At 68.5% G+C, this 24235-nt stretch carries 27 protein-coding genes and 1 tRNA gene; 15 read left to right on the top strand and 13 right to left on the bottom strand.

The window, feature by feature from the left end:
- Window positions 1–21: 21 nt before the first annotated feature.
- Window positions 22–690: a prolyl hydroxylase family protein gene (locus PV762_RS08255; RefSeq protein WP_421034554.1), complete on the top strand. Its 669-nt coding sequence runs from the start codon at window positions 22–24 to the stop codon at window positions 688–690.
- A 146-nt stretch (window positions 691–836) separates the two neighbouring features.
- Window positions 837–1598, top strand: a complete 762-nt coding sequence (locus tag PV762_RS08250) for a hypothetical protein (RefSeq protein WP_421034553.1) — start codon at window positions 837–839, stop codon at window positions 1596–1598.
- An 89-nt stretch (window positions 1599–1687) separates the two neighbouring features.
- On the opposite strand, the gene PV762_RS08245 is transcribed toward PV762_RS08250, so the two are convergent.
- Both PV762_RS08245 and PV762_RS08240 read right to left on the bottom strand, forming a co-directional pair.
- A complete protein-coding gene (locus PV762_RS08245; protein ID WP_421034552.1) occupies window positions 1688–2581 on the bottom strand; it encodes an NAD(P)/FAD-dependent oxidoreductase in 894 nt (297 codons plus the stop codon).
- Window positions 2571–3041: an Rrf2 family transcriptional regulator gene (locus PV762_RS08240; RefSeq protein WP_421034551.1), complete on the bottom strand. Its 471-nt coding sequence runs from the start codon at window positions 3039–3041 to the stop codon at window positions 2571–2573. Before PV762_RS08240 ends, PV762_RS08245 begins: the two co-directional genes overlap by 11 nt.
- 124 nt (window positions 3042–3165) lie before the next feature.
- Between PV762_RS08240 and PV762_RS08235 the strand changes: the two genes are divergently transcribed.
- The 4 genes from PV762_RS08235 to PV762_RS08220 all read left to right on the top strand — a co-directional run bounded on the left by PV762_RS08235 (window position 3166) and on the right by PV762_RS08220 (window position 4915).
- Complete coding sequence (locus PV762_RS08235; RefSeq protein ID WP_421034550.1) at window positions 3166–3543, top strand: TA system antitoxin ParD family protein; 378 nt, start codon at window positions 3166–3168, stop codon at window positions 3541–3543.
- Between the two features lie 2 nt (window positions 3544–3545).
- A complete protein-coding gene (locus tag PV762_RS08230) occupies window positions 3546–4334 on the top strand; it encodes a hypothetical protein (RefSeq protein ID WP_421034549.1) in 789 nt (262 codons plus the stop codon).
- A 152-nt stretch (window positions 4335–4486) separates the two neighbouring features.
- The gene (locus tag PV762_RS08225; RefSeq protein ID WP_421034548.1) at window positions 4487–4711 is read left to right on the top strand and encodes a DUF2628 domain-containing protein; all 225 of its coding nucleotides are present in this window, start codon (window positions 4487–4489) and stop codon (window positions 4709–4711) included.
- 108 nt (window positions 4712–4819) lie between these two features.
- The gene (locus PV762_RS08220; RefSeq protein ID WP_421034547.1) at window positions 4820–4915 is read left to right on the top strand and encodes an SHOCT domain-containing protein; all 96 of its coding nucleotides are present in this window, start codon (window positions 4820–4822) and stop codon (window positions 4913–4915) included.
- Window positions 4916–5163: 248 nt separating this feature from the next.
- Here the strand turns inward: PV762_RS08220 and PV762_RS08215 are convergent, their stop codons facing one another.
- The 3 genes from PV762_RS08215 to PV762_RS08205 form a co-directional block, all read right to left on the bottom strand.
- The gene (locus PV762_RS08215; RefSeq protein WP_421034825.1) at window positions 5164–5556 is read right to left on the bottom strand and encodes a hypothetical protein; all 393 of its coding nucleotides are present in this window, start codon (window positions 5554–5556) and stop codon (window positions 5164–5166) included.
- A gap of 179 nt (window positions 5557–5735) precedes the next feature.
- Window positions 5736–6773, bottom strand: a complete 1038-nt coding sequence (locus PV762_RS08210; RefSeq protein ID WP_421034546.1) for a response regulator — start codon at window positions 6771–6773, stop codon at window positions 5736–5738.
- A gap of 2 nt (window positions 6774–6775) precedes the next feature.
- Complete coding sequence (locus tag PV762_RS08205; protein WP_421034824.1) at window positions 6776–10294, bottom strand: ATP-binding protein; 3519 nt, start codon at window positions 10292–10294, stop codon at window positions 6776–6778.
- Window positions 10295–10339: 45 nt separating this feature from the next.
- On the opposite strand from PV762_RS08205, the gene PV762_RS08200 reads away from it, so the two are divergent.
- The 8 genes from PV762_RS08200 to PV762_RS08165 all read left to right on the top strand — a co-directional run bounded on the left by PV762_RS08200 (window position 10340) and on the right by PV762_RS08165 (window position 16998).
- Entirely contained in the window at window positions 10340–10642 is a 303-nt protein-coding gene (locus PV762_RS08200) for an urease subunit gamma (RefSeq protein ID WP_067283776.1), read from the top strand.
- A gap of 74 nt (window positions 10643–10716) precedes the next feature.
- Window positions 10717–11376 carry a HupE/UreJ family protein gene (locus tag PV762_RS08195; protein ID WP_421034545.1) on the top strand — a complete coding sequence of 220 codons (660 nt, stop codon included), beginning with the start codon at window positions 10717–10719 and terminating at the stop codon, window positions 11374–11376.
- A gap of 8 nt (window positions 11377–11384) precedes the next feature.
- Window positions 11385–11690: an urease subunit beta gene (locus PV762_RS08190; protein ID WP_421034823.1), complete on the top strand. Its 306-nt coding sequence runs from the start codon at window positions 11385–11387 to the stop codon at window positions 11688–11690.
- Complete coding sequence (gene ureC, locus PV762_RS08185) at window positions 11690–13408, top strand: urease subunit alpha (RefSeq protein ID WP_421034544.1); 1719 nt, start codon at window positions 11690–11692, stop codon at window positions 13406–13408. The genes PV762_RS08190 and ureC overlap by 1 nt, the downstream gene beginning before the upstream one ends.
- Entirely contained in the window at window positions 13409–14050 is a 642-nt protein-coding gene (gene ureE / locus PV762_RS08180) for an urease accessory protein UreE (RefSeq protein WP_421034543.1), read from the top strand.
- Window positions 14016–14747: an urease accessory protein UreF gene (locus PV762_RS08175; protein ID WP_421034542.1), complete on the top strand. Its 732-nt coding sequence runs from the start codon at window positions 14016–14018 to the stop codon at window positions 14745–14747. Before ureE ends, PV762_RS08175 begins: the two co-directional genes overlap by 35 nt.
- Window positions 14744–15427 (top strand): urease accessory protein UreG, encoded by a 684-nt coding sequence (ureG, locus tag PV762_RS08170; protein WP_421034541.1) that lies wholly within the window; start codon window positions 14744–14746, stop codon window positions 15425–15427. Before PV762_RS08175 ends, ureG begins: the two co-directional genes overlap by 4 nt.
- 107 nt (window positions 15428–15534) lie before the next feature.
- Entirely contained in the window at window positions 15535–16998 is a 1464-nt protein-coding gene (locus PV762_RS08165; RefSeq protein ID WP_421034540.1) for a hypothetical protein, read from the top strand.
- A 97-nt stretch (window positions 16999–17095) separates the two neighbouring features.
- Here PV762_RS08165 and PV762_RS08160 read toward each other — a convergent pair whose 3' ends face one another.
- From PV762_RS08160 to PV762_RS08150, 3 genes are all read right to left on the bottom strand, one after another.
- Window positions 17096–18661 carry a tripartite tricarboxylate transporter permease gene (locus tag PV762_RS08160; RefSeq protein WP_421034539.1) on the bottom strand — a complete coding sequence of 522 codons (1566 nt, stop codon included), beginning with the start codon at window positions 18659–18661 and terminating at the stop codon, window positions 17096–17098.
- A gap of 10 nt (window positions 18662–18671) precedes the next feature.
- Complete coding sequence (locus PV762_RS08155; protein ID WP_421034538.1) at window positions 18672–19097, bottom strand: tripartite tricarboxylate transporter TctB family protein; 426 nt, start codon at window positions 19095–19097, stop codon at window positions 18672–18674.
- 181 nt (window positions 19098–19278) lie between these two features.
- Window positions 19279–20247, bottom strand: a complete 969-nt coding sequence (locus PV762_RS08150) for a LysR family transcriptional regulator (RefSeq protein WP_421034537.1) — start codon at window positions 20245–20247, stop codon at window positions 19279–19281.
- Between the two features lie 114 nt (window positions 20248–20361).
- Here PV762_RS08150 and PV762_RS08145 point away from each other — a divergent pair, with 114 nt between their 5' ends.
- On the top strand, window positions 20362–21165 hold the full coding sequence (locus tag PV762_RS08145) for an NAD(P)H-dependent oxidoreductase (RefSeq protein WP_421034536.1): 804 nt from the start codon (window positions 20362–20364) through the stop codon (window positions 21163–21165).
- A gap of 28 nt (window positions 21166–21193) precedes the next feature.
- On the opposite strand, the gene PV762_RS08140 is transcribed toward PV762_RS08145, so the two are convergent.
- The 5 genes from PV762_RS08140 to PV762_RS08120 form a co-directional block, all read right to left on the bottom strand.
- Entirely contained in the window at window positions 21194–22060 is an 867-nt protein-coding gene (locus PV762_RS08140; RefSeq protein ID WP_421034535.1) for a cyanophycinase, read from the bottom strand.
- Between the two features lie 11 nt (window positions 22061–22071).
- Entirely contained in the window at window positions 22072–22674 is a 603-nt protein-coding gene (locus PV762_RS08135) for a hypothetical protein (RefSeq protein WP_421034534.1), read from the bottom strand.
- 15 nt (window positions 22675–22689) lie between these two features.
- Complete coding sequence (locus tag PV762_RS08130) at window positions 22690–23124, bottom strand: Panacea domain-containing protein (RefSeq protein ID WP_421034533.1); 435 nt, start codon at window positions 23122–23124, stop codon at window positions 22690–22692.
- A 27-nt stretch (window positions 23125–23151) separates the two neighbouring features.
- A tRNA-Ser gene (locus PV762_RS08125) sits at window positions 23152–23239 on the bottom strand.
- A gap of 95 nt (window positions 23240–23334) precedes the next feature.
- Complete coding sequence (locus PV762_RS08120; RefSeq protein ID WP_421034532.1) at window positions 23335–24165, bottom strand: symmetrical bis(5'-nucleosyl)-tetraphosphatase; 831 nt, start codon at window positions 24163–24165, stop codon at window positions 23335–23337.
- Window positions 24166–24235 lie beyond the last annotated feature (70 nt).

Below are 24235 nucleotides of genomic sequence, written 5' to 3'. Positions count from 1 at the left end.
TACATGCGGTCAGAATGGGTCATGCACATCCAGACCCACAACGATCGCGTGTTCACCGTTCCGGGTTTCCTCTCCCCCGAGGAATGCACCGAAGTGATCGCGCTGGCGGAGCAGAGCGGCTTCGACGCCGCGACGGTCCGGCTCGAGGCGGGGCAGCAGCTGCTGGCCCACATCCGCAACAACGAGCGGACGATGGTGGCCAGCGCCGTCTGGGTCGACCGGCTGTGGTCCCGGCTGCGGCAGCTGCCGCTGCCCGAGCTCGACAGCTCGCGCGCGGTGGGGCTGCCGCGGGCGTTGCGCTTCTACAAGTACACGGCGGGTCAGCGCTTCCGGATGCACAAGGACGGACCGTGGCGCGAGGACGGCCTGGTGAGCCGGCTCAGCTTCCTGGTCTACCTGAACGAAGGCTTCGAAGGCGGCGAGACGGGTTTCCGGGACTTCGCCGTGCGGCCGAAGACCGGCGGCGCGCTGGTCTTCGTCCACGACACCTGGCATGAGGGCGCGCCGGTCACCTCGGGCACCAAGTACGTGCTGCGCTCGGACGTGATGTACGCGCCCAAGGTCGATGCGACGGAGTCGAGGTTCGATTCGAAGTACGACTCCGGGTACGACTCCCGGTATGACTCGCGGTTCGATTCGACCTCCGGCGGAGGCCAGGGCGGAGGTAACGGCGGTGGTGACCGCTCGTAACACCTCTAAGAAGTGTGCGTGCACCGCCGGACACGTCATGTCGTTGATGCAACATGCAGCCCCTTCCCGGGACGAGGTCGTGACCTCGGCGAACGAAGGCTGAAGAACGGCTCCGAACAACAGGAAAGCACCAGGAGGTACCGCGAATGACGATGAACGCAATGACCGCGACAACAGCGATGACGGGAACGATGACGGCCCCTCGGCCGGCCCCGGCCCGCGCCATCACGCGGATGGCCCAGGCCGTGCTGGCGGCGCTGATGCTGCTGGTGGCGATGCTGACGGGCACGTCGGCCTGGGCGACGCGCGACGACGGCCAGTGGCGGATCCTGAATGCGCGTTACGGCACGTCGCAGCGCAACATGGACGTGACCGGCACCTTGAAGGAACTGGCCCGGCGCGACGACCGCGTGCGCGTGACCAACGAGCTGTTCGGCAAGGATCCGGCCTACGGCCAGACGAAGACGCTGCGCATCTTCGCGCGCAACCGCAACGGCGACAACCGCACCTTCGAGTTCCGCGAGGGCAGCGTCATCGACGGCAACGATTTCACCGGCTGGCGCGGCGGCGACTGGGGCCACGGCGGCTGGAACGGCGGCTGGGACGGCCGTCCGGGCAGCCCCACCAACCCCGGCGGCTACAACCCCGGCGGTCAGGGTCCCGCACAGGATCAGCGGCTGAACATCGTGCGCGCCACCTACGGTCACGGCGGACGTTTCGTCGACGTGACGGACCGCCTGCGCAACATCAGCCGCGGCGGCCGCCTCGACATCCGTGTCGACAACGATCTGGCCGACCGCGACCCGGCCCACGGCCAGCCCAAGACCCTGCGCGTGTACTACACGCTGGGCCGCGGCAAGGAGCAGATGCGCGAAGCGCGCGAGGGCGATCGGATCCGGCTGCCTTGAGTGCAAGGCAACTCGTCGCCTGCGCGGCGAGCGTTGAGATCGAGCACCGCGATTGAAGAACGAGAGCCCCGCGAGGGGCTCTCGTCGTTTCAGAACATCGTCGACCGATGCGCGCCGAAGCCGGCCATCGCGCCGTCGGACACGGCCAGCGTGACGCTTCCGGCCGCGCGGGCGGCGTCGCCGCAGGCGAACACGTGGGGCACGCTGGTGTCCTGCATCGGGCCGACCTTGATGAACGGTCCCATCGGACCTTCCTCCATCGCGCAGCCGAGCTGCGCGGCGATGGTGCTCGACGGCGTCGTGCGCGGCTGGGTGAAGAGGCCGTCCATCGTCAGCGTCCGGCCGTCCTTCAGCACAACGTCGGCGAAGCCTTCGATGCGGACGATCGGCGTGGGCTCGACGCGGGTGCCGCGGCGGGCGAACTCGTCGAGGTCCTCGGCGCTGGGCTCGTAGACGCCGTTCAGGAACAGCGTGGGCACGCCCCAGTCCGGCAGCATCATCGCGTGGTGCTGCGCCAGCGGGGACGCGGCAACGATGCCGATGCGGCCCTGGTCCAGCTCGTAGCCGTGGCAATACGGGCAATGGAAGATGCTGCGGCCCCAGCGCTCGGCGAGGCCGGGCACGGGCGGCAGTTCGTCGCGGACGCCGGTGGCCAGGATCAGGCGCCCGGCGCTGACGGCGACATCGCCGACGCGGAATTCGAGGCGGCCGTCCGGCGCCACGCGTCCATCGTCGGCGAGACCGGACATCCACTGCACGGTCGGATAGAGCCGCAGCTGGCGTCGCGCTTCCTCGGCGATCGCACCCGGCGCGCGGCCGTCCTGCGTCAGGAAACCGTGCGCTTGGCCGTCGTGATCGTCGACGCACTGGTTGCGCCGCTGTCCTGCGTCGACCACGAGCACCTGACGGCGCGCCCGTGCCAGTTGGAGCGCGGCGGCCAGTCCGGCGTAGCTGCCGCCGATGACGGCGAAATCAATCTTCATGGTGATGCTCCTCAAGACGATGGGGTGCATGGCCGAGCCCGACCATGCGCTGGTGGAAGTCGCGGGACAAGGTGGCGAGCGTGACGGCGCCCAGCCGCTTCAGCAGGAGCGCTTCGGCTTCCTGCACGGCGGTGCCGAGCGCATCGTTGACGGCGCGGGCGACGAGGCACTCCGGGTGTTCCTCGCGGAAGCCGAGGGACACGAGCGACGCGCCCCCGAGCGCCTCATGCACGTCGCGCAGGGTGACGCGGTCCAGCGGACACGAGAGGACCCAGCCGCCGCCGTGTCCCTTCGCGGAGGCGACAAAGCCGGCCTCGCGCAGCCCGCCCATCAGGCGCCGAAGCACGACGGGGTGGGTCTGCATCGCGGCGGCGAGCGCCTCGGACGTCGACGGCCCGTCGCCCTCGGCCATGTGCAGCAGCACGTGGAGGACGTCGGACAGCTGGCTGTTGGATTTCATGCAACATTATGAGTTGCGAGATATTGTCATTGTTCGGCAAGGGGCTTTGGCGCCGGCGCCACAAGGCATCTGGGAAGCACGAGCGAGTAGTGCTAGGCTGAGGCAAATTGCCACAGGAGTTCCCATGTCGTCGAATTCGGTCCGCGTCAGCGCTGAGCTTTTCCAGTCTGCCCAGGAGCAGGGCGAGGAGATGATGCGATCGGCTGCACAGCAGGTGGAGCATTGGGCTCGGCTGGGAAAGGCCTTGGAAGAGGCTGGTCTGTCGACCGATGAAATGCTCGCGGTGCTGCGAGGCACCGCGAGCAGAGCCGCAAAGGCACCCAAGGCAAAGCGCTCGCTGGCTGTTGAGGTTGTCAGTGAGGAAGAACTCTGGGCGCACAAGCGCGCAAAGCAGGCGAAGGACATCGCGAACGTGAACGCGGGCAAGGTGCCGGCGATGGCGATGGGCTGGTTCTCCTCCAAGCGCGTCAAGCAGGCTGAGATTCCCAACTCCCCCTACTGAGCATGACCACTTCGCCGAAGCTCCCGGACGATGAAGTTCCTCTGACCGATGCCGCCATCGATCGGATCCTCTCGATCGCGGGTGACGGATTGATCCTTGTCGGCGGACAAGCCTTGAACTTCTGGATGAAGCGCTTTGGCATTTCGTCCAAAGGCGCGGTCGTCACCAATGACGCGGACTTCATCGGCAACATCCAGCAGGCCGCCGAGCTCGCCCATGGACTCAACGCTCGACTTCTGAAGACGCCGTCGACGGCTCGTTCAGCGCTCGTGGCTCAGATTCGGATGTCCGGTGCCGCGGGCAAGTTCGGCAACATCGATGTGCTGCACCAGTTGTATACGGTCAGCACGCCGAAGAAGACGGTTGAGTTCACGCGACGCGTGATTGCCAACGCGATGCCGGTGCAATTGCAGGAGGGTTTCAGCATCCGGGTGATGGAACCGTTCGACTTGCTTGAGTCCCGCCTTCAGAACGCGGTCGGTTTCTCGGACGTCGACAGGAAGGGGCCGCATGTGCTGACCCAGGCCAGGTGGGCGATCGATGTCGCGAAGGCCGCCCTGTTGCTGCACGCCTTCGGGAAAGGCGAATTCCAAGCCAGGGTTGGTGTGAAGGTTCAGCAGATTCTTCGTTTGGCCCGAAGTGCGCCGGGCCGACGTGCTTGGCGCGAGTTGGGCATCGACGTGCTTGATGCGGTCGATGCGGATCTCCTGCAGGCGATCGTGCCAACTTGTGCTCCGCAAATGGTCGGGGTGCGAGTGATGCAGGATCAGCGGGCGAAGCTGCGTGGCTAAGTCTTGGATGGAAGCGACACGATGACTTCAGGATATTTCGCTTCTTCGGCAGCGTGAAAGTCGCTCGGGTTTTTCCCTCCGTCGAATGGATGCCACCCTCAGGCGCGACCTTTGCACGATCGAGGCACAAGAGTCTTAGGGAGGAATCCATCATGTCGAGCCCTGGAGAAAATCTCCGTCATCCTCTGAATGGAAGCATCGAGCGAACTTGGCAAGGCTTCAGTTGGCCGGCCTTCCTTTTTGGTGTCTTTTGGCTGTTGGTGAAGGGCCTGTACGGACACTTTCTGATCAATGTCGTCCTGGTGTTTCTCACCGCAGGCATTGCCGCTCCAGTCATTTGGATCCTCTATGGAATCATCGGGAACGACGCTCACTGAGCCTCCCTGATTCGTAAGGGCTATCTCACCGAAGATCAATGGAAAGCTAGAGATCGTCCTCCCGTTCCACTGACACAAGCGACCACGGCGCCCAGCCAACGAGATCGCGTGTCCGAGTTGCAGGGCCTTGCAAATCTGCGCGACAAGGGAATCCTGACTGAGGACGAGCTCGCGCAACAGAAGGCGAAGTTGCTGGCCAACTGATCGGCGTGTTCAGTTGCGCCGCGCGATGCCTGGATATTTGTCGCGGAGCGAGGAATGAATCTCAAATTCGTCGTCGGGGCATTAGGCCTCGCCGTGTTCTTGTCTGGTCCTGCGTTTGCCCAGCAGAAGTCCACGGGCCAATCGCTGAGCAGTGGCTCAGTGGCGATACCGGCGAGCGACCAAATGTGGGAGTACGTGGTCGTCAGCTATGGCAAGACACTTTTCGGTGCGCCCCAGAAGACTTTGGCCTATCGGACGCTCGGCCTGCCAGATGGACAAGAAGGTTCGGACCTCCAGAAGAGTCTGGACATCCTCGGCCGCTTCGGATGGGAGCTGGTATCGGTGGTCGGCGCCATCGGCGGCGACCAGCAGCTCATTCTGAAGCGACGATTTGATCGTGTGAGAAGCAACGGCGAGCGCGCCGTACTGGCCGTAGCCGGCGTTGTTGATGAGGACGTCGATGCGTCCCTGCTCCGCGAGGATCGTTCGACCGCGGACGACATCGAGTCGTCGTCGGTCTCGTCCATGGTCAGTGTCCTGCCGCCGGCCGTGCGGACCGCTTCAAGCCGGTCGAACCGGCGGGCGGTGGCGTAGACGAGGTAGCCCTCGGCGATCAGGCGCAAGGCGAAATTCTTGCCCATGCCGGAGGAAGCACCGGTGACGAGGGCGACGGGTTGTTGTTGGGGACGCATGTCGATGGACTGGAGGTTGACGTGCCGCCATGGTCCGCGAGCGACCACCCGCGCGCCAATCCGATTCCGCCAGCCTGTCATCCGATCACGCCAGCCGATCACGTCAGCCGATCAACCCACAACCTTCGTCACACCTCCCACTGCGGGTGCATCTCCCTCACCCTGGTGAGCGCCATCGATGCCGCCGCCGTGCGGGTCTCCACGCCGAGCTTGGCGTGGATGCGCTCCAGGTGCTTCTTCACCGTCGCCGGGCTGGCGCCGAGGATCTCGCCGATGTCGCGGTTGATCTTGCCTTTCACGACCCAGTAGAGGACTTCCGCTTCGCGCGCCGTGAGGCTGAAGGCCAGGCCCAGCGAGCGGATCACCGCGACGTCCGACACCTCGCGCATCACGATCAGCCAGTCGCCGCCCGCCGCCGCGCCCACGCCGGCCACGCCGGGCGTGTCCTCGCCGCCGATGCAGTGGTGCAGCCGGAAGCTCAAGCGCCGCGCGCCGAGCTCGGCGCACAGCCGCGCCGGTTCCTGCGGCGGCATGCCGTCGGCGGGCGTGTGAGCCGCCATTTCGTCGAGCGTCTTGCGCAGCCACGCCAGCACCGGCGCTGGCGTCTGCGGCGCGATCGTGCCGTAGTAGAGCTGCAGCAGCTCGCGCGCCAGCGGCGTTTGCCACAGCAAGCGGCCCGACGAGGCCCGCACCGCGATGCTCGCGTAGCCGAAGGCGTCCAGCGCCTGGCGCGTCTGCCGCGCCTGCCGCGCGCCCTGCAGGTGGACCTGCATGCGCGCCAGCACCGCGCGCGGGTCCAGCGGCTTGGTCACGTAGTCGACGCCGCCGGCCTGCAGCGCGGCGACCAGGTGCTCCGTCTCCGTCAGCCCCGTCATGAAGATGATGGGGATGTGCGCCGTCGAGGGATCCGCCTTCAGCCGCCGCGCGACCTCGAAACCGTCCATGCCCGGCATCATCGCGTCGAGCAGCACGATGTCGGGACGCCCCTGCTGCACGCAGGCCAGCGCGGCCTCGCCGCTGGTCGCCGCCAGCACGATGTAGCCGTGCTCGTCGAGCGCATCGTGCAGCAGCGACAGGTTGTCGGGCACGTCGTCCACCATCAGGACGCGATCGCCTTGCTGCTGGTCCAGCAGCGCGGCCACGGCGGAGGGAAGCGGAGGGTTCATGATCACGCGGGGTTCTCGCTGCGCGCCAGGCCGCGCAGCATCGCTTCGAACTGGAATTGCCGCGCCAGCGCACGCTGGGCTTCGCAGAAGGGGCGCCACACGGCGTCGGCGGCTTCGATCGCGTCGAGCTGTTGCAGCACGCCGCGGTAGTAGCCGAGCTGCAGCGCCTCGCGAAGTCCGGTCAGCCGATCGGCCGGCGGCGTCTCTACCGGCACGACGGGCGCGGCCGGCTGCCGATCGGCGGTCGCGCGCTCGGGGCCGAGGCGCCAGGACAGCGACAGCTGCTCGGTCAGCCAGTCCAGCAGGAGCTCGTGCCGCACGGGCTTGAGGATGAAGTCGCGCGCGGCGATGCCGGCATCGTTGTCCTGGCCGCGTTCGAACGCGTTCGCCGAGACCACCGCCACCGCCGGCGCCTTCACGCCGAGGTCGCCCAGCATGCGCCGCAGCCGCCGGATCGTTTCCCAGCCGTCGATGCCGGGCATCGCCAGGTCCATCAGCACCGCATCCGGCACCCATCCCGCCGCGACGAGGTCCAGCGCGTCGTGGCCGCTCGACGCGTCGCGCACCGTGAAGCCCAGCGGCTCCAGCAACTCGATGAGCAGCTGCCGGTCGTCCGATTCGTTGTCGACGATCAGCACCCGCGGCGAGACGCCGTCCAGGCCGAGACGCTCCTTCGCCGCGCGGCGCATGCGCGGCGTGTCCCAGATGCGGCCGTGCAGTTCCGGCAGGAACAGCCGCACGCGGAAGGTGGAGCCGCGTCCGGGCTCGCTGGTCGCGGACATCTCGCCGCCCATCAGCGCGGTCAGCATCTTGGAGATCGTCAGCCCCAGCCCCGCGCCCGGCGCGCCGCCGGCACCGCTCGACCCGCGGGCGAAAGGCTCGAAGATGCGCGCCAGCTCCGCCGCGTCCATGCCGGGGCCGGTGTCGGCGATCTCCAGCGTCGCCATCTCGCGACCGTGACGCACGCGCAGCGTGACCTCGCCCTCGGCGGTGAACTTGATCGCGTTGCCCAGCAGGTTGATCAGGATCTGACGCAGGCGCTGTTCGTCCGCGCGCACCCATTCCGGCAGCGTGCCTTGCGGCTCGAAGCGGAAGCTCAGCCCCTTCGCCGCGGCCTGCGGCTCGAACATGTCGGCCAGCTCGCGCAGCAGCTCATCGAAGCGCACCGGCGCCGGTTCGAGGCTGAGCCGGCCGGCCTCGATGCGTGCGATGTCCAGGGTGCCGTCGATCAGCTGCATCAGGTGCTCGCCGCCGCGCTTGATGACCTGCACCGCCTGGCGCCGCTGCGGCGGCAGCGAGGCGTCCGCCGCCATCAGCTGCGCGTAGCCGAGGATGCTGTTCAGCGGCGTGCGCAGCTCGTGGCTGATGGTGCTGATGTAGCGGCTCTTGGCCTGGTTGGCGGCCTCGGCCGCGGCCTGGGCGCGCTCGGCCTGCAGGCGCGCGCCCTGCAGCGCCTCATCGGTGCGGCGGTGGGAATCGATCTCGCGCATCAGCGCCTGCGTCTGCCGCTTGGATTCCTCCTGCGCGACCTCGCGGCTCTGGTGCGCGAGCACCAGCCACCAGGCGACCGTGCCCGCCACGAGCAGCAGCGCGAAGAAGGCCTTCAGCATGCCGGCCTTCAGGCTGGCGCGCAGCGCGTCCTGCGCGGCGATGTCGATCAGCGGCAGCTGCGGCAGCTGCTGCAGCTGCTGGTGATAGAGCAGTCCGAACAGCGTCGCCAGCAGCGGCGTGAGGACCAGCATCAGCAGCAGGTAGTGCCCCAGGCCGGTGTCGATGTAGCGCCAGCTGCGTTGCGGCAGCATGCGCCGCAGTGCGGCGGTCCATTGCGCGGAGAGGTTGGCGTGCGGTTTGCACAGGTCGCCGCAGCGCGCGTCCAGCGTGCAGCACAGCGAGCAGATCGGACCGCGGTAGGCGGGGCAGTGCGCCATGTCCGGGCCTTCGTAGTCGCGCTCGCAGATGACGCAGCGTCGCACGGCGCCAGCACCCTCGGTCTGGAATCCGGCGGCCTGGATTTCCGACAGCGGGCGCGCAAGGTAGTAGCGCCCCTTCGTCGCCCAGGCGATCAGGGGCGCGGTGACCAGCGCGGTCACCATCGCGATCGCCGCGGACCACGCCTGCGCCAGCGTGCCCATCAGCCCGAGGTGCGCCGCCACCGACAGCACCGAGGCCAGCGCCATCGCGCCGACGCCGACCGGGTTGACGTCGTACAGGTGGGCGCGCTTGAACTCGATGCCCGGCGGCGAGAGCCCGAGCGGTTTGTTGATCACCAGGTCCGCGACGACGGCCATGATCCAGGCGATGGCGATGTTGGCGTAGAGGCCGAGCACGTGCCCGAGCGCCTCGAACACGTTCATCGACATCAGCATGAAGGCGATCAGCGTGTTGAACACCACCCAGACGACGCGGCCCGGGTGGCTGTGGGTCAGGCGCGAGAAGAAGTTGCTCCACGCCAGCGAGCCCGCGTAGGCGTTGGTGACGTTGATCTTGAGCTGCGAGACGACGACGAACAGCGCCGTCACCGCGACCGCCCAGCCGTATTGCGGAAACACGTACTCGTAGGCGGCGAGGTACATCTGGTTGGGATCGACGGCGCGCTCGGCGGGCACCGCATGGCTCACGGCGAGGTAGGCCAGCAGCGCGCCGCCCAGCATCTTCAGCACGCCCAGCACGATCCAGCCCGGCCCGCCGGCCAGCACGGCGGCCCACCAGCGCAGACGGTTCTCCTGCGTCTGGCGGGGCATGAAGCGCAGGTAGTCGGCCTGCTCGCCCATCTGGGTGATGAGCGCCACGCCGACGGTCAGCGCCGCACCGAAGGCGTGCAGGTCGAAGGCCGCCGTGCCCGACTGCGACCCAATCTGGGTCGTGATGCCGTCGAATGCACCAGGATGAAGCCAGCCCACCCAGGCGAAAGGCAGCACCAGCAGCGCCAGCCACAGCGGCTGGGTCCAGAGCTGCAGCCGGCTGATGGCCGAGATACCGTGCGTCACCAGCGGGATGACGACCAGCGCGCAGATCAGGTAGCCCCACTGCGGCGGGATGTCGAGCGCCAGCTCCAGCGCATAGGCCATCACCGCCGCCTCCAGGGCGAAGAAGATGAAGGTGAAGCTCGCATAGATCAGCGAGGTCAGCGTGGAGCCGATGTAGCCGAAGCCCGCGCCGCGCGTCAGCAGGTCCATGTCCACGCCGTGCCGCGCGGCGTAGACGCTGATCGGCAGGCCGGCGAGGAAGATGATCAGCCCCGTCGCGAGGATGGCCAGCGCCGCGTTGGTCCAGCCGTACTGCAGCAGCAGCGTCGCGCCGACGGCCTCCAGGATCAGGAAGGACGCCGCGCCGAAGGCGGTGTTGGCCACCCGCCAGGTCGACCAGCGCCGGAAGCGGTGCGGCGTGTAGCGCAGCGCGTAGTCCTCCAGCGTCTCCCTCGCCACCCAGGCGTTGTAGTCCCGCCGCAGCTTGATGATGTGCTGCGGGGCGTCTTGGGAGGGAAGGGGAGCGTCCATGGGCGGGGCGTCCAGGAAATGCATGAAGCGTGCCCGCACCGGCATGGGGCTTGCTAGAGCTGCCAGACCATGGAACTGACGCCCCGCGAAAAAGACAAGCTCCTGATCTTCACCGCCGCGCTGCTCGCCGAGCGGCGCAAGGCGCGAGGGCTGAAGCTCAACTACCCGGAAGCCGTCGCCTTCCTCAGCGCCGCCGTCATGGAAGGCGCCCGCGACGGCAAGACCGTCGCCCAGATGATGAAAGAGGGGCGCGAGCTCCTCACCCGCGACGACGTCATGGACGGCGTGCCCGAGATGATCCCCGACATCCAGGTCGAGGCCACCTTCCCCGACGGCACCAAGCTCGTCACCGTCCACCAGCCGATTCCCTGATCCCGGATCTCCGACGCCCGCCCTCGAGCCCGGGCCCCTGACTCATTGATCCATTGATTCCCCAGAGGACAGCGATGACCGCACGACTCCTTCCCGTGTCCCTCACCGACGCCGCCGTGACCGCCCTCCAGGCGCTCGCCCTGACTGTCGCCGCCGTGCTGCCCGTCTTCGTCTTCGCCCATACCGGCGAAGGCGTTCCGCACGACCACGGCGCGCTGAGCGCCGGCGCCGCCTTCGGCGAAGGCTTCACCCATCCGTTCACCGGGCTGGACCACCTTGCCGCGATGCTGGCGGTCGGTCTGTGGAGCGCGCTGACCCAGACCGGCCGCCGCATGCTGGCGGCGCCGTTCGCATTCGCCGGCCTGCTGCTGGTGGGCGCGCTGGTCGGCTTCGCGCTCGCCGACGAGGGTGTGCAGGTGCCGGGTGTCGAGCCGATGGTCGCCGCGTCGGTGCTGGTGCTGGGTCTGGTGGCCGCCGCGCGCTGGCGTCCGGGCGCGACGGCCTCGGCGGGGCTGGTCGGCGCGTTCGCGGTGTTCCACGGCCTGGCGCATGGCGCCGAGCTGCAGGGCGGCGCGGCGCTCGCCGGCATGGTGCTGGCGACCGCGCTGCTGCACGCGGGCGGTCTGGCCCTCGGGCTGACGCTGCGCTCGCTCGCTCCCGTCTGGTCGCGCGCGGCGGGCGGTGCGATCGCGCTGCTTGGCCTGGGACTGCTGGCTCGCATGGTGGTCGCATGACGACCCGCATGACACCCGGTGAGCTGCTGGTCGACGACGGCGAGCTGATGCTCAACCCGGGCCGGCGCACGCTCGTGTTGACCGTGGTCAACGGCGCGGAGCGGCCCATCCAGGTCGGCTCGCACTACCACTTTGCCGAGACCAACGGCGCGCTGGTCTTCGATCGCGAGGCCGCGCGCGGCATGCGCCTGAACATCGCGTCCGGCACCGCCGTGCGCTTCGAGCCCGGACAGCAGCGCACCGTGGAGCTGGTCGACTACGCCGGCAGCCGCGAGGTCTGGGGCTTCCGCGGCCTGATCCAGGGAGCGCTCTGATGGCCCGCATCGGCAGACGCGCCTACGCCGAGATGTTCGGCCCCACCGTCGGCGACCGCGTCCGGCTGGCCGACACCGCGCTCGTCATCGAGGTCGAGCACGACCTGACCCTGCGCGCCGGGGGCTACGGCGAGGAAGTGAAGTTTGGCGGCGGCAAGACCATCCGCGACGGCATGGCGCAGTCGCAGCGCACGCGCGCGCAGGGCGCCGTGGACACGGTGCTGACCAATGCGCTGATCCTCGACCACTGGGGCATCGTGAAGGCCGACATCGGCCTGAAGGACCACCGCATCGTCGCGATCGGCAAGGCCGGCAACCCGGACACGCAGCCGGGCGTGGACATCGTCATCGGCCCGGGCACCGAGGTCATCGCCTGCGAGGGCGCGATCGTCACGGCCGGCGCGATCGATTCGCACATCCACTTCATCTGCCCGCAGCAGATCGAGGAAGCGCTGGCCAGCGGCGTGACGACGATGCTGGGCGGCGGCACCGGTCCGGCGACCGGCACCTTCGCGACCACCTGCACGCCGGGGCCCTGGCACATCGAGCGCATGCTGCAGGCCGCCGACGCGTTCCCGATGAACCTGGGCTTCCTCGGCAAGGGCAACGCGAGCCGGCCCGAGGGACTGATCGAGCAGATCGAGGCCGGGGCGATCGGCCTGAAGCTGCACGAGGACTGGGGCACGACGCCGGCGGCGATCTCCAACTGCCTGGACGTGGCCGAACTCACCGACACCCAGGTGGCGATCCACACGGACACGCTCAATGAGAGTGGCTTCGTCGAGGACACGGTGGCCGCCTTCAAGGGCCGCACCATCCACACCTTCCACACGGAAGGCGCCGGCGGCGGGCATGCGCCGGACATCCTGAAGGTGGTCGGCGAGGCCAACGTGCTGCCGAGTTCGACCAACCCGACGCGGCCCTACACGATCAACACGCTCGACGAGCACGTCGACATGCTGATGGTGTGCCACCACCTGGACCCCGCGATCGCGGAGGACCTGGCCTTCGCCGAGAGCCGCATCCGCAAGGAGACGATCGCGGCCGAGGACATCCTGCACGACCTCGGCGCGATCAGCATGTTCAGCTCCGACTCGCAGGCGATGGGCCGCGTGGGCGAGGTGGTGCTGCGCTGCTGGCAGACGGCGCACAAGATGAAGCAGCAGCGTGGCCAGCTGCCGGGCGACAGCGAGCGCCACGACAACGGCCGCGTGAAGCGCTACGTGGCCAAGCTCGCGATCAATCCGGCGATCGCGCACGGCGTGAGCCACGAGGTCGGCAGCATCGAAGTCGGCAAGTGGGCCGACCTGGTGATCTGGAAGCCGGCCTTCTTCGGCGTGAAGCCGTCGCTGATCCTCAAGGGCGGCGTGATCGCGATGGCGGCGATGGGGGACCCCAACGCGTCGATCCCGACACCGCAGCCGGTGCACTACCGGCCGATGTTCGGCAGCTTCGGGGGCTCGCTGGCGCGGGCCTCGCTGAGCTTCGTGTCGCAGGCGGCGATCGCGGCCGGCGCGCCGCAGCGCTACGGCCTGGCCAAGACCGCGGTCGCGGTGAAGGGCATCCGCGGCGTGGGCAAGAAGGACATGGTCCACAATGACTACGCCCCGCGGATGGAGGTCGATCCCCAGACCTATGCGGTGCGCGCCGACGGTCTGCTGCTGCACTGCGAGCCCGCCTCGGTGCTTCCGATGGCGCAGCGCTACTTCCTGTTCTGAATGATCCAAGTCTCCAAACTGCTGGCCCAGGGCGCCGGCCTGGCCCCCGTGCTGCTCAGGCGCGCCGCCGCCGTGACGCTCGACTGGGACACGCGCCAGAAGAGCCGCTTCCAGGTCACCGACAGCAAGGGCCGCGAGCTCGGCGTCTTCCTGCCGCGCGGCACCACGGTGCGCGGCGGCGACGTGCTGGTGGCCGAGGACGGCTCGCTGGTCCGCGTCGTGGCGGCGCCGCAGGCGCTGCTGCGCATCACGGCCTGCACGGCGCACGGCTCGCCGTTCGACCTGATCCGCGCGGCGTATCACCTCGGCAACCGCCACGTGCAGATCGAACTGAAGCCGGACCACCTGAAGATCGAGCCCGACCACGTGCTCGCCGACATGCTGCGCGCCATGCACCTGATCGTGAACGAGGTCGAGGAGGGCTTCGAGCCCGAAGCCGGTGCCTACGCGGCTGGCGGCCATGGCCACGCCCATGCGCACGACCACGGGCACTCGCACGACCACGGTCATGCGCACGAGAAGGGCCACGGCCACTCGCAGGATCACTCGCACGATCACAAGCCCGCGGCCAGGAAGACCATCGCGATCCAGGCCGCTCCGGCGCCCCATGTGCACGGGCCGGGCTGTGGTCACGACCACTGAACCCGTCGTCGATCCCGTCCCGCCGCAGCTGCGGCTGACCTGGCTCGCATCGCCGGCCTTGCCGATCGGCGCGTTCTCGTATTCGGAGGTGCTGGAGGCGGCGGTCGAGCACGGCCTCGTGCACGACGACGTCAGCGCCGGTGCATGGCTGAGCCAGCAGTTGCGACTGCTCGCGCGCGGCGACCTGGCGGCGATCGCGCAAGGCATCACGGCGTGGCGAGTCGGCGACGAACCCGCGCTGCGCGAGATCGCCCGCTGGCTGCGCACGACGCGCGATGGCGCCGAAGCGCGCTTGCAGAGCGAGCAGATGGGGCAGTCGCTGCTGGTCTGGCTGCGAGGCCAGCCGATGGCCTCGCCCGGGCAGCTTGCGCTGCTCGTCGAGTGCGGCGAGGGCCAGCCGATACCCTATGCCTTCGCAATGTCGCTCGCGCTGGCGACGATTGATGTCCCGGTCGAGCAGGCCTTGTTCTCGCAGGCCTTCGGCTGGGCCGAGAACCAGGTCCAGGCCGCCCTCAAGGCGGTGCCGCTGGGCCAGACCGCCGGCCAGCGCGTGCTGACGCGACTGGCCTCCGAGATCCCCGCCGCGGTGGCCGAGGCCATCGCCACGCCGCCCGCGCGGCGGCAGCTGTTCGCGCCGATGCTGTCCGTCCTCGCGGCGCGCCACGAAACCCAGTACTCCCGATTGTTCCGATCATGAGCACGACCTCCACCTCCACCCCCGCGTCCACCGCCTCCGCCCTCCATCACATCCCGAGCCGCACGAAGCGGCTGCCCCCGCTGCGCGTGGGCATCGGCGGTCCGGTCGGGTCGGGCAAGACGACCCTGCTGGAGATGCTCTGCAAGGCGATGCGCGAGAAGTGGGACCTGGTCGCGATCACCAACGACATCTACACGAAGGAAGACCAGCGTCTGCTGACCATCAGCGGCGCGCTGCCCGCCGAGCGCATCCTGGGCGTGGAGACCGGCGGCTGCCCGCACACGGCGATCCGCGAGGACGCGTCGATCAACCTCGAGGCGATCGACCGCATGCTGGCGCAGTTCCCCGAGGCGGACGTCGTGTTCATCGAGTCCGGCGGCGACAACCTCGCCGCGACCTTCAGCCCGGAGCTGAGCGACCTGACGATCTACGTCATCGACGTCGCCGCCGGCGAGAAGATCCCGCGCAAGGGCGGCCCCGGCATCACGAAGAGCGACCTGTTCGTGATCAACAAGACCGACCTCGCGCCGCATGTCGGCGCCAACCTCGACGTCATGCGCGCCGACACGCAACGCATGCGGCCGACGCGGCCCTTCGTGATGACCAACCTCAAGACGCTGAGCGGGCTGGACGAGGTGGTCGCCTTCATCGAGCAGAAAGGCATGCTGGGCACGTCCTGACCCCGGTGCCGCCGCCGGGCACCCTCGGCCTGGTCCTCGGCGACAGGTCGCCCGACCACGCCCGAAGGGGGGATGAACCCGTCGCATGACCGCCGGACTGAACGGCGATGCATCCTTCCGCGTCGTTCCTGTCCACGGCGTCGTCGACCTGCTCCTGGGGCGACGATACCCGTGCGATCCTGTCTTCCTCGCGCGCTCGCGCGTCGTCCGTCGGCCAGTCCGCCGGAGAGTACGGCAGTGCTCCGCTGTCGCCCCTCGCCGCCACGTCCGATGCCGTGCTGATCGACGGTGCGCTCGACGTCCTGGGGCCTCGCGGCGCGCGCGAGGCGGAGCAACTCGCCCGGCAGCTCGTCATCGATAGCGACCTGCGCTGGCGGCGCGGCTCGGTGGTCGAGGGCGTGGACCGCTTCATCCTCGACGGCGAGCGTCGCGGTCTGCCGGAGGCGTTGCGCGCGCCGGCGGCGCAGGTGATCGACCAGGAACGCGACCGCCACTGCCCGAGCGGACGGCTGCGGGCCTTCATCGCGGCGCTGGGGCGCGCGACGGTCAATCTGGCGCACTGCGGCGCGCGCAATTTCGCGTCCGTCGCGTTGCCGACAATGGTGCGGCAGGCCGTCGGCCGGGCGCTGGATGTCGCGCTCGCCGAGAGCGTGTCCGAGACCGCGCGGACCTGGCTGTCGTGCGGCGCCCTCGCCGTGCCGGTCCTCGGCCAGGCCGTGCTGCTGATCCGCGACGAGGCGCGCGGCGAGGCGACGCGGTACTCCCGCGCCACGCGCGTCGCGCTGATGGCGTTGCCGGCGGGGGCGTGCGCGCTCGGCGCCTCGACCGGCACGATGCTGTTCGCCGGCACGCGCTTCGCGGAAGCGGTGCTCTATCCGCTGATGCGCGACAGCATCCAGGCGCGCTGGCCGATGGCCACCGCCCCCGACAGCGGACCGACCCGGAGCTCGCTCGCCCTGGCGGGGCTTGGGTATGCGATCAACCAGTTGGCGGTCAGCCGGGTGTTCACGGCCGCGCCGGACGTGGATCTGCGGGCGCGCGCCCTGCTGCCGGGCGGCATCGTGCTGCGCGGCCTGTCGAACTGGGGCGGCGAGGCGCTCGACCTGTGGACCCTGCTGATGCTGCACCACGCCTGCCGCCATGGCACCGCGACGCAGGTCCGCATGCGCACCGGCCAGGGCGACCTGCCCGAGGCGATGCGCACCATGCTCCACTGGGACACGACGGCCGCGCGTGGCTGCTTCGTCGCGGGCTTCAACCAGCTCTACGACACGCTGCTGGACGAGCGCACCCTCGAGCGCTGGATCCGGCCCCACTTCGGCGCGGCCGCGCCGGTCGCCGCGGATTGGCTCACGGAACTCATCGTCGGCAGCCTGACGGCGCCGAGCTACCTGTTCTGGACCGATCCGTTGAACTCGCACGGCGTCGAGCTGCAGACGCTGGAGGAACAGCGCCGTGGCGAACCGCCGCCACTGCAGTACGCCGGCAACAACGCGGAACCGCCGGTGGCGCTCGACGAACACGCCGGTGCCGTGTCCCTCACGGCCTTCCGAACGCCGCCGCGCCCGTAAAAAAGCCGCCGGTCGCGATCGCGGCCGGCGGCTGAAGGTGGCTGGTGCGCCCGAATGCGCACGGACGCGGCGCGGTCGCCGCGAGCATGGGGATGAATCAGGCCACCTGCGGCGTCACCCCGCCGCCGTCCTTGCCCTTGGTGTCGTCATCGTCATGACCGCCCGCGGCCTTGGCGGATTTCGCGCCCTTGCGGTTGGACAGGATGAAGGCGATGAACTGCCATGCGATGAAGAACGCGATGATCGCCAGCAGCGTCGCGCTGATCGGGCGCTGCACGAAGACGTCGAAGTGTCCCCGGCTGATCAGCATGGCGCGGCGGAAGTTCTCTTCCAGCATCGGGCCCAGGATGAAGCCCAGCATCAGGGGCGCCGGATCCATGTCCAGTCGCATGAAGATGTAGCCGGCCAGGCCGAAGGCCGCGGTGACGAAGATGTCGTCCAGGTTGTTGTTGACGCTGAAGGTGCCGACGCAGCAGAAGAACAGGATCGACGGGAACAGCACGTTGTACGGGATCTTGAAGACCGACAGCCAGTAGCGCACCAGCGGCACGTTCAGCACGACCAGGAACACGTTGCCCACCCACATCGAGGCCACCAGGCCCCAGAAGATGTCCGGGTGTCCGCCGATCATGTTGGGACCCGGCTGGATGCCCTTGATGATGAACGCGGCCATCATCAGCGCCATCACCGGGTTCTCCGGGATGCCGATGGACATCAGCGGGATGAAGCTGGTGCGGGCGGCGGCCTCGTCGGCCGCGGCCTGGCCGGCCACGCCCTCGATGGCGCCGTCGCCGATCTCGTGGCGGTACTTGCTGACCTTCTTGTCGACGGCGTAGGCCGCGAACTGCGCGATCGTCGGGCCGCCGCCGGGCAGGATGCCCAGCACGGAACCGATCACGCTGCCGCGCAGCGCGCTCGGGATGATGCGCTTGAACTCGGGCCAGGTCGGCATGAGGTGGATCTTGCCGTTGAAGGGCGTGCGCTCGTTCTTGGCGTCCAGGTTCTTGGAGATCTCGGCGATGCCGAAGCAGCCCAGCGCGATGCTCACCAGGCCCACGCCTTCCGCGAGGAAGGGCATGTCGAAGGTGTAGCGCTCCATGCCGGAGTTGACGTCGGTGCCGATCTGGCCGAAGAGCACGCCGATCAGGCACATCGCCAGCCCGTTGAGCAGGCTGCCGGTGGTCACGAAGCTCACGCAGAGGAAGCCCAGCAGCATCAGCGAGCAGTAGTCGGCCGGGCCGAACAGGAAGGCCACTTCACCCAGCGTCGGCGCCAGGCAGGCCAGCACGACGATGGCGACGGTGCCGCCGATGAAGCTGGAGATGCCCGCGGTGAAGAGGGCCAGGCCCGTCTTCCCCTTCAAGGTCATCTGGTACCCGTCGATGCAGGCCACGATGGAGCTGGCATGCGGGATCTTCATCGTGATGGCGCTGACGCTGTCGCCGTACTGCGCGCCGTAGTAGATGCCCGCGAGCATGATCAGCGCGCCGTTGACCGGGATGGAGTAGGTCAGCGGCAGCAGCACGCTGATGGTGGCGAGCGGCCCCAGGCCCGGCAGCAGGCCGACGAGGGTGCCGACCACGCAGCCGATCGCGCAGAACATCAGGTTCTGCCAGGTCAGCGCGTGCTCGAAGCCGAAGGCGAGGTTGTGGAGGATGTCCATGGTCGGAGCCTTACAGCAGCGGCAGGTTGAGGCCGAGGAACTTCTGGAAGATGAAGGCGATCGCCAGCAGGCCGATCGAGATCACCACGTTGCGCTTCCAGGAGTAGTTGCTGCCGGCGGCGGTGGCGATGAAGACCATCACCACGATGCCGGCGGACATGTTGACGAAGCGGGAGACCAGCGAGAACGCGGTCAGCGCGGCCAGGATGAGACCGATGTTCTTCACCTGGAATTCGAGGCCCGGACCGCCGGCGACGAGGCCGCGCACGATGGTGGAGAGGGCCACCAGACCCAGCAGGATGCTGATGATCAGCGGGAACATGCCGGCGCCGGCATGGTCCATGCGGCCGATGGGATAACGCAGCGCGCCCAGTCCGAAGAAGAGGGCCACCGCGGCGAGGAACAGGCCTCGGGCAAGCGAACGGTTGAGGGTCATGGCACACCGGGGAGGTATCGAGATGTGCCCATGGTTCCGGCGCGGCTTCCGCGTGTCGTACGCATTTCTGCGCAGCGAAGGGCTGTCGACGGCCTCTCGACAGCTTGCCGACAGCTTCAGGTTAAGAAGCTGTTTGACATGCGTTGTATGGGCGTTTTGATGGCGTCGAAGCGTCGTTGATTCACGACGCCGTCACGTCCTTGCGAGGGGCGCCTACCGCCAGCACCTGCTCGCGGAGCCAGCGCTGGGCCGCATGACCCTGGTTGTGCTCGTGCCAGACCATGGCGATGTCGAAACCCTCGATCGGCAGCGGCGGGGCCAGGACTTGCAGGCCGGCGGCGCGGCCCTTGACGAGACGTTCGGGCACCAGCGCGACGAGATCAGAGCGGCTGACGATGTCCGGCACGAAGAGGAAGGATGCCGCAGAGAGCACGACCTGACGCTTCAGGCCGAGGCCGGCCAGCGCCTGGTCGACGGGCGTCGAGAACGCGCCACCCGCGGGCGAGACGATGACCTGTTCGAGCTTGGCGAAAGCCTTGGCGCTGAGCTTGGCCGTCGCCTTCCCGTTCGAGGTCCCGTCCGATTTCCCGCCCGCCTTGGCCTCCAGCGCCGGGTGGCCGCGGCGGGCGATGAGCACGTAGCGCTCGTGGAACAGCGCACGCATGCGCAGGCTGGGCGCGGCCTCGATGGGCTGCATCAGGCCGAGGTCGACATCGCCGCGTGCCATCTGCGCGGCATGCTGGGCCGGATCCATGTGGCGCACGGCGATGCGGACACCGGGCGCGTCGCGGCGCAACCGCAGCACGAGCGGCTGCAGCACGCTGGTCTGCAGGTAGTCCGAGGCGGCGATCGTCACGGTGAGGTCGGCGGTGGCCGGGTCGAAGTTCAGGTGCGAACTCGCCACGCCGCGCACCTGGTCCAGCGCCTGGCGCAGCGGCTCCAGCAGCGAGAGGGCCTTGGCTGTCGGCGTCATGCCGCGTTGCGCGGGGAGCAGCAGCGGATCCTCGAAGACATCGCGCAGCCGCGCGAGCTGCGCGCTGACGGCGGGTTGGCTCAGGCTCAGGCGGGCGGCGGCGCGGGTCACGTTGCGCTCGGTCAGCAGCGCTTCGAGCGTCACGAGCAGGTTCAGGTCGAGGCGGCTGGTATCCATCAGATCGATAGTAGGACAGAGAAGACGTGATTTCACGGATGAGGCTCGGATCGTCAGACTGCCCTCATTGCCTCCCGTCCATTCCCGATCCACTTCGACTTCCTGGAGCCTCCCATGACCCGTTCCCCCGATACCGACGTCCCCGATCGCAAGACCGTGCTGATCGTTCACGCCCAGCCTGAGCGGACCTCGCTGACGCGCACCCTGGTCGACGTCGCCGAGCAGACCTTGCGCGCCGCCGGCCACGAGGTGCTGCAATCCGACCTCTATGCGATGGGCTGGAAGGCCGTCTACGACGAGCAGGACTTTCCGGTCCGCACCGACACCGCCCGCCTGGACTTCGTGCGTGAGTCCGGTCACGCGTTCGAGCAGGGGCACCAGCCGGCCGACGTCGTCGAGGAACAGCGCAAGCTGCTTGCCGCAGACCTGGTGATCCTGCAGTTCCCCCTCTGGTGGTTCGGCATGCCGGCCATCATGAAGGGCTGGATCGATCGCGTCTGGGCGCGCGGCCTGGCCTACGGCCGCAACGGCCAGGGCAACCGCCTGCGTTACGGCGAAGGCGGTTTCGAAGGCCGGCGCGCGATGGTGTCGGTGACGACCGGAGGACCGGCCGCGGACTACGGACCGCGCGGGATCAACGGGCCGATCGACCAGTTGCTGTTCCCGATCACGCACGGGACCTTGTTCTATCCCGGCATGTCGGTGCTGAAGACGCATGCGGTGCATGGCGTGGGCCGGATGACGCCGGAGACTGTCGAGGCCGCTGCGGCCGCGTGGCGCGAGCGCTTGGCCCATGTCTTCGACGAAGCGCCCGTGGCGTACCGCGCGCAGAACGGCGGGGACTATCCCGACGGTCACGAGTTGGGTGAGGACGTCGCGCCCGGTGTCAGTGGATTCGCGGCGCACGTGGCCGCGTGATCGACGATGCGGCGCGCCTTGCCGCGCGTCAGTCGCGCAATGACGCCGATGCGGCGATCGTCTGCAGCAGGCGCAGCAGATGCGGCGGCGCGGACGGATCGTCGAAGCGCAGCGAGGCGCCCGCCGCGAGCAGTGTGAAGCTGAGGTTCTCGAGCGCGACGATCCCGGCGGGCTCGCGACGATCGCTCGCACGCGCGGAGTCGATGACGGTCGCCGCGCCGCTCCCGACGATGCGCAGGCCGATATCCGGACGGATGAGCATGGCGGTGTCTTCGTCGATGCCGACACCGAGCCGGCGCGGATCGAGCGACACGAGGCGCAGCAGACGCGCGTGGCGCTTCCGCTGCGCGAAGTGCTGATCGATGATGAGCGTCGGCATCAGCCCAAGCGCGCGATGCAAGGCCTGCGGCGGTCCCGCGAACTGCTCGTCGAGATCGCCGACCGGCATGTGCGCGCCGAGCGCCGAGGCGCCGGCACTCGTGCCCGCGATGGCGAGTTCGCCGGCGCGATGCCGCTCGCGGATGAGCGCGTGCAGCGGCGTGTCGACGATCACGTCGACCAGACGTTCCTGGTCACCGCCGGTCATGAAGAGCAGATCGGCCGTCCTGACGGCGTCGAGTGTCGCAGCGGCGCCGGCCGCGTCGCGGTCGCGCGGATCGACCCAGCGTGGCTCGGCACCGAGTGCGCGGAAGGCAGGTTCGTACTGGGACCAGAGCAGGTCGGGCTCGCCGCTGGCGGTGCTGAGGACGACGGCCTGGAGCGGCATCCGCAGGGCGCGCGTTTCATGACAGGCGGCGATCAGTTCGCGCAGCACGGCACCCGGCGTCAGCCGGTCCTCGTTGCCGCCGATGAGGGCGAGCAGGGCAGGAGCGTGGGGGGCGGGACTGGTCGACATGGCGCTGGCGCTCAATGGGGTTCGGTGGGATACAGGGAGTGCTCGCGGTCCCACCACACGAAGTGGAAGTGCGCGTCGACGATGAAGCCCCAGGCGCGACGTTTCTGGCCGCTGAGACGGAAGCGGAAGACCGAGTCGAATTGATCCAGGTCAAGGCTCATCCAGCGCTGCTGGGCTTCTTCGATGAGGTCACCCACTTCGTGAAGGTGATGCATCTTGTGGCCGGTGCCTGAAGCGAGCCTGTCGATCTCGCCCCACGTGAGCCCCGCGAGATCGCGCATCGGAGGATGGATCGTCTGGTCCCACTCTTCCTCCGACCATGCGCGGGGTTCTCCCCACGACCAGTGATCGTCCTGGTCCGCGCGCGTGGTGCACCACGTCATCCTGGCATGGAAGCGGCTGCCGTCCTCCCGGGTCTTTGGCGCGCGGGCAGCGGCGGTTGCCGCTCGGGCAAGGTGCGGCGCCAGACGAGGCGCGGCGTTGGGTGCTGGCGCCGCGGCATGTCGGGGGGAGTCCGTCGCCGGAACCCGGGCGAGCATCGCCGGTTTGCCAGCCTCGAACCTGGCCTGGGAGGCGGCCTTCCTGCGGGCGCGCTCCTCGCTTTTCTTGCCCATCGAGCCTTCAACCCATCAAAGGGACGAGTAGTACTCGTGCATCGCGCCTTGGCTGATCACCGCGGTGGAGGCCTCGCCCACCGGCGTGTCGCCGCGGGCGTTCTTCCAGGGATCTTCCTGGTGGGTCAGGTTGCTGAGCCACTGGGCGGTCTTGTCGCCATAGAACGCGAGGACCCGATCGATGTTGCCGCGTTCTTCCTGCGAGAGGCTTGCGCTATTCGCCATCGGGAACAAGGTCGCGTCGACCTTGAACATGCCGCGATGCTTCTGATAGAGACTCGGCAGCACGGGCCCGTTGGCCCAGGCCTGGAAATCCTCGTCGAGCAGCGGCGCCTCTTCCCACACCAGGTTCCAGGCCTGCGCGTAGAACATCAGCTTCTGCAGCTTCATGGCCGAGACTTCACCCGTTTGCTCGGTGATGTACTTGGCGACGTCGAAAGTGGAGGCCATGGATGAGCTCCTCAACTGCAGGCGGGTTGGCGGAAGCGGTGAGATTCGAACTCACGGACGGTTGCCCGTCGCTGGTTTTCAAGACCAGTGCCTTAAACCACTCGGCCACGCTTCCTTCAGTGCGGCCGACTGAGTCATCGAGCCACGTCTCCTGTCACAGGAGAAGCCGACATTCTAAGCTTGCCTGGAGAGGCCGCCGTCGAGTGCTGCTCAGTCCGCCCCCGGCTTCTTCGCCTGCACGCACTCCACCTGGATGATCTCCTGCGCCTCGCCGTCCGCGACGCGGGCGGCCGAGAGCTGTCCGCCCCAGACGCAGCCGGTGTCCAGCGCCAGCAGGTCCGGCCGCTGCACCAGCCCGAGCGTCGACCAGTGACCGAACGCGATCGGATGCCCCGCCGTGCGCCGTCCCGGTGCGTCGAACCACGGCATGAAGCCCTCCGGCGCGGTGCCCAGACCCTCCTTCGTCTTGAAGTCCAGCCGCCCCTTCGCATTGCAGAAGCGGATCCGCGTCAGCACGTTGATGATGAAGCGCAGCCGGGGCACGCCCGTCAGGTCATCCTTCCAGCGATCCGGCTCGTTGCCGTACATCTGCGGCAGGAACTCCGCCAGCTCCGGTCCGCGCAGCAGCGCATGCACCTCTTCGGCCAGCGCCAGCGTCTGGTCCGCGTCCCACTGCGGCACCACCCCGGCATGCACCATCAGCCACCCCTGCGCGCGCATCGCCAGGCGCTGCCGGCGCATCCACTCGAGCAGCGCCTCGCGGTCCGGCGCCCGCAGGATCGCGTCCAGCGTGTCCCCTTTGTGTGGGGCTCGCACCCCCGCCGCGGTCGCGAGCAGGTGCAGGTCGTGGTTGCCGAGCAGGCATTGCGCCGCGTCGTCGAGCGACTGCAGCCGACGCAAGGTCGTCAAGGAATCGGGGCCGCGGTTGACCAGATCCCCCAGGAGGTAGAGCCGGTCGCGGGACGGGGAAAAATCGATCTTTTCCAGGAGACGCGCCAGCGCGTCGCAACAGCCTTGGAGATCGCCGATGAGGTAATGCATAGCGGGATTTTGCGGTGCCGATGTCACACAGGCTCTGCTAACCTTGCCGACCTTGTGTTTTGGGCGCGAC

This window comes from Mitsuaria sp. CC2 (assembly GCF_048957715.1).
Classification (GTDB): domain Bacteria; phylum Pseudomonadota; class Gammaproteobacteria; order Burkholderiales; family Burkholderiaceae_C; genus Roseateles.
The sequence above is the reverse complement of the archived record's forward strand: the minus strand, read 5'-3'. Positions and strand labels throughout refer to the sequence as shown.

Bases quoted from the DNA above. Each gene is read 5' to 3' on its own strand.
- PV762_RS08230 (WP_421034549.1), top strand. From the start codon at position 3,546: ATGACCACTTCGCCGAAGCTCCCGGACGATGAAGTTCCTCTGACCGAT.
- PV762_RS08145 (WP_421034536.1), top strand. From the start codon at position 20,362: ATGACCCGTTCCCCCGATACCGACGTCCCCGATCGCAAGACCGTGCTG.
- PV762_RS08160 (WP_421034539.1), bottom strand. From the start codon at position 18,661: ATGGACATCCTCCACAACCTCGCCTTCGGCTTCGAGCACGCGCTGACC.
- PV762_RS08120 (WP_421034532.1), bottom strand. From the start codon at position 24,165: ATGCATTACCTCATCGGCGATCTCCAAGGCTGTTGCGACGCGCTGGCG.
- PV762_RS08135 (WP_421034534.1), bottom strand. From the start codon at position 22,674: ATGGGCAAGAAAAGCGAGGAGCGCGCCCGCAGGAAGGCCGCCTCCCAG.
- PV762_RS08250 (WP_421034553.1), top strand. From the start codon at position 837: ATGACGATGAACGCAATGACCGCGACAACAGCGATGACGGGAACGATG.
- PV762_RS08130 (WP_421034533.1), bottom strand. From the start codon at position 23,124: ATGGCCTCCACTTTCGACGTCGCCAAGTACATCACCGAGCAAACGGGT.
- PV762_RS08255 (WP_421034554.1), top strand. From the start codon at position 22: ATGCACATCCAGACCCACAACGATCGCGTGTTCACCGTTCCGGGTTTC.
- PV762_RS08200 (WP_067283776.1), top strand. From the start codon at position 10,340: ATGGAACTGACGCCCCGCGAAAAAGACAAGCTCCTGATCTTCACCGCC.
- PV762_RS08195 (WP_421034545.1), top strand. From the start codon at position 10,717: ATGACCGCACGACTCCTTCCCGTGTCCCTCACCGACGCCGCCGTGACC.
- PV762_RS08150 (WP_421034537.1), bottom strand. From the start codon at position 20,247: ATGGATACCAGCCGCCTCGACCTGAACCTGCTCGTGACGCTCGAAGCG.
- PV762_RS08205 (WP_421034824.1), bottom strand. From the start codon at position 10,294: ATGCATTTCCTGGACGCCCCGCCCATGGACGCTCCCCTTCCCTCCCAA.
- PV762_RS08225 (WP_421034548.1), top strand. From the start codon at position 4,487: ATGTCGAGCCCTGGAGAAAATCTCCGTCATCCTCTGAATGGAAGCATC.
- PV762_RS08140 (WP_421034535.1), bottom strand. From the start codon at position 22,060: ATGTCGACCAGTCCCGCCCCCCACGCTCCTGCCCTGCTCGCCCTCATC.
- ureE (WP_421034543.1), top strand. From the start codon at position 13,409: ATGATCCAAGTCTCCAAACTGCTGGCCCAGGGCGCCGGCCTGGCCCCC.
- ureC (WP_421034544.1), top strand. From the start codon at position 11,690: ATGGCCCGCATCGGCAGACGCGCCTACGCCGAGATGTTCGGCCCCACC.
- PV762_RS08175 (WP_421034542.1), top strand. From the start codon at position 14,016: ATGTGCACGGGCCGGGCTGTGGTCACGACCACTGAACCCGTCGTCGAT.
- PV762_RS08165 (WP_421034540.1), top strand. From the start codon at position 15,535: ATGCATCCTTCCGCGTCGTTCCTGTCCACGGCGTCGTCGACCTGCTCC.
- PV762_RS08190 (WP_421034823.1), top strand. From the start codon at position 11,385: ATGACACCCGGTGAGCTGCTGGTCGACGACGGCGAGCTGATGCTCAAC.
- PV762_RS08155 (WP_421034538.1), bottom strand. From the start codon at position 19,097: ATGACCCTCAACCGTTCGCTTGCCCGAGGCCTGTTCCTCGCCGCGGTG.
- ureG (WP_421034541.1), top strand. From the start codon at position 14,744: ATGAGCACGACCTCCACCTCCACCCCCGCGTCCACCGCCTCCGCCCTC.
- PV762_RS08240 (WP_421034551.1), bottom strand. From the start codon at position 3,041: ATGAAATCCAACAGCCAGCTGTCCGACGTCCTCCACGTGCTGCTGCAC.
- PV762_RS08210 (WP_421034546.1), bottom strand. From the start codon at position 6,773: ATGAACCCTCCGCTTCCCTCCGCCGTGGCCGCGCTGCTGGACCAGCAG.
- PV762_RS08235 (WP_421034550.1), top strand. From the start codon at position 3,166: ATGTCGTCGAATTCGGTCCGCGTCAGCGCTGAGCTTTTCCAGTCTGCC.
- PV762_RS08215 (WP_421034825.1), bottom strand. From the start codon at position 5,556: ATGGGCAAGAATTTCGCCTTGCGCCTGATCGCCGAGGGCTACCTCGTC.
- PV762_RS08245 (WP_421034552.1), bottom strand. From the start codon at position 2,581: ATGAAGATTGATTTCGCCGTCATCGGCGGCAGCTACGCCGGACTGGCC.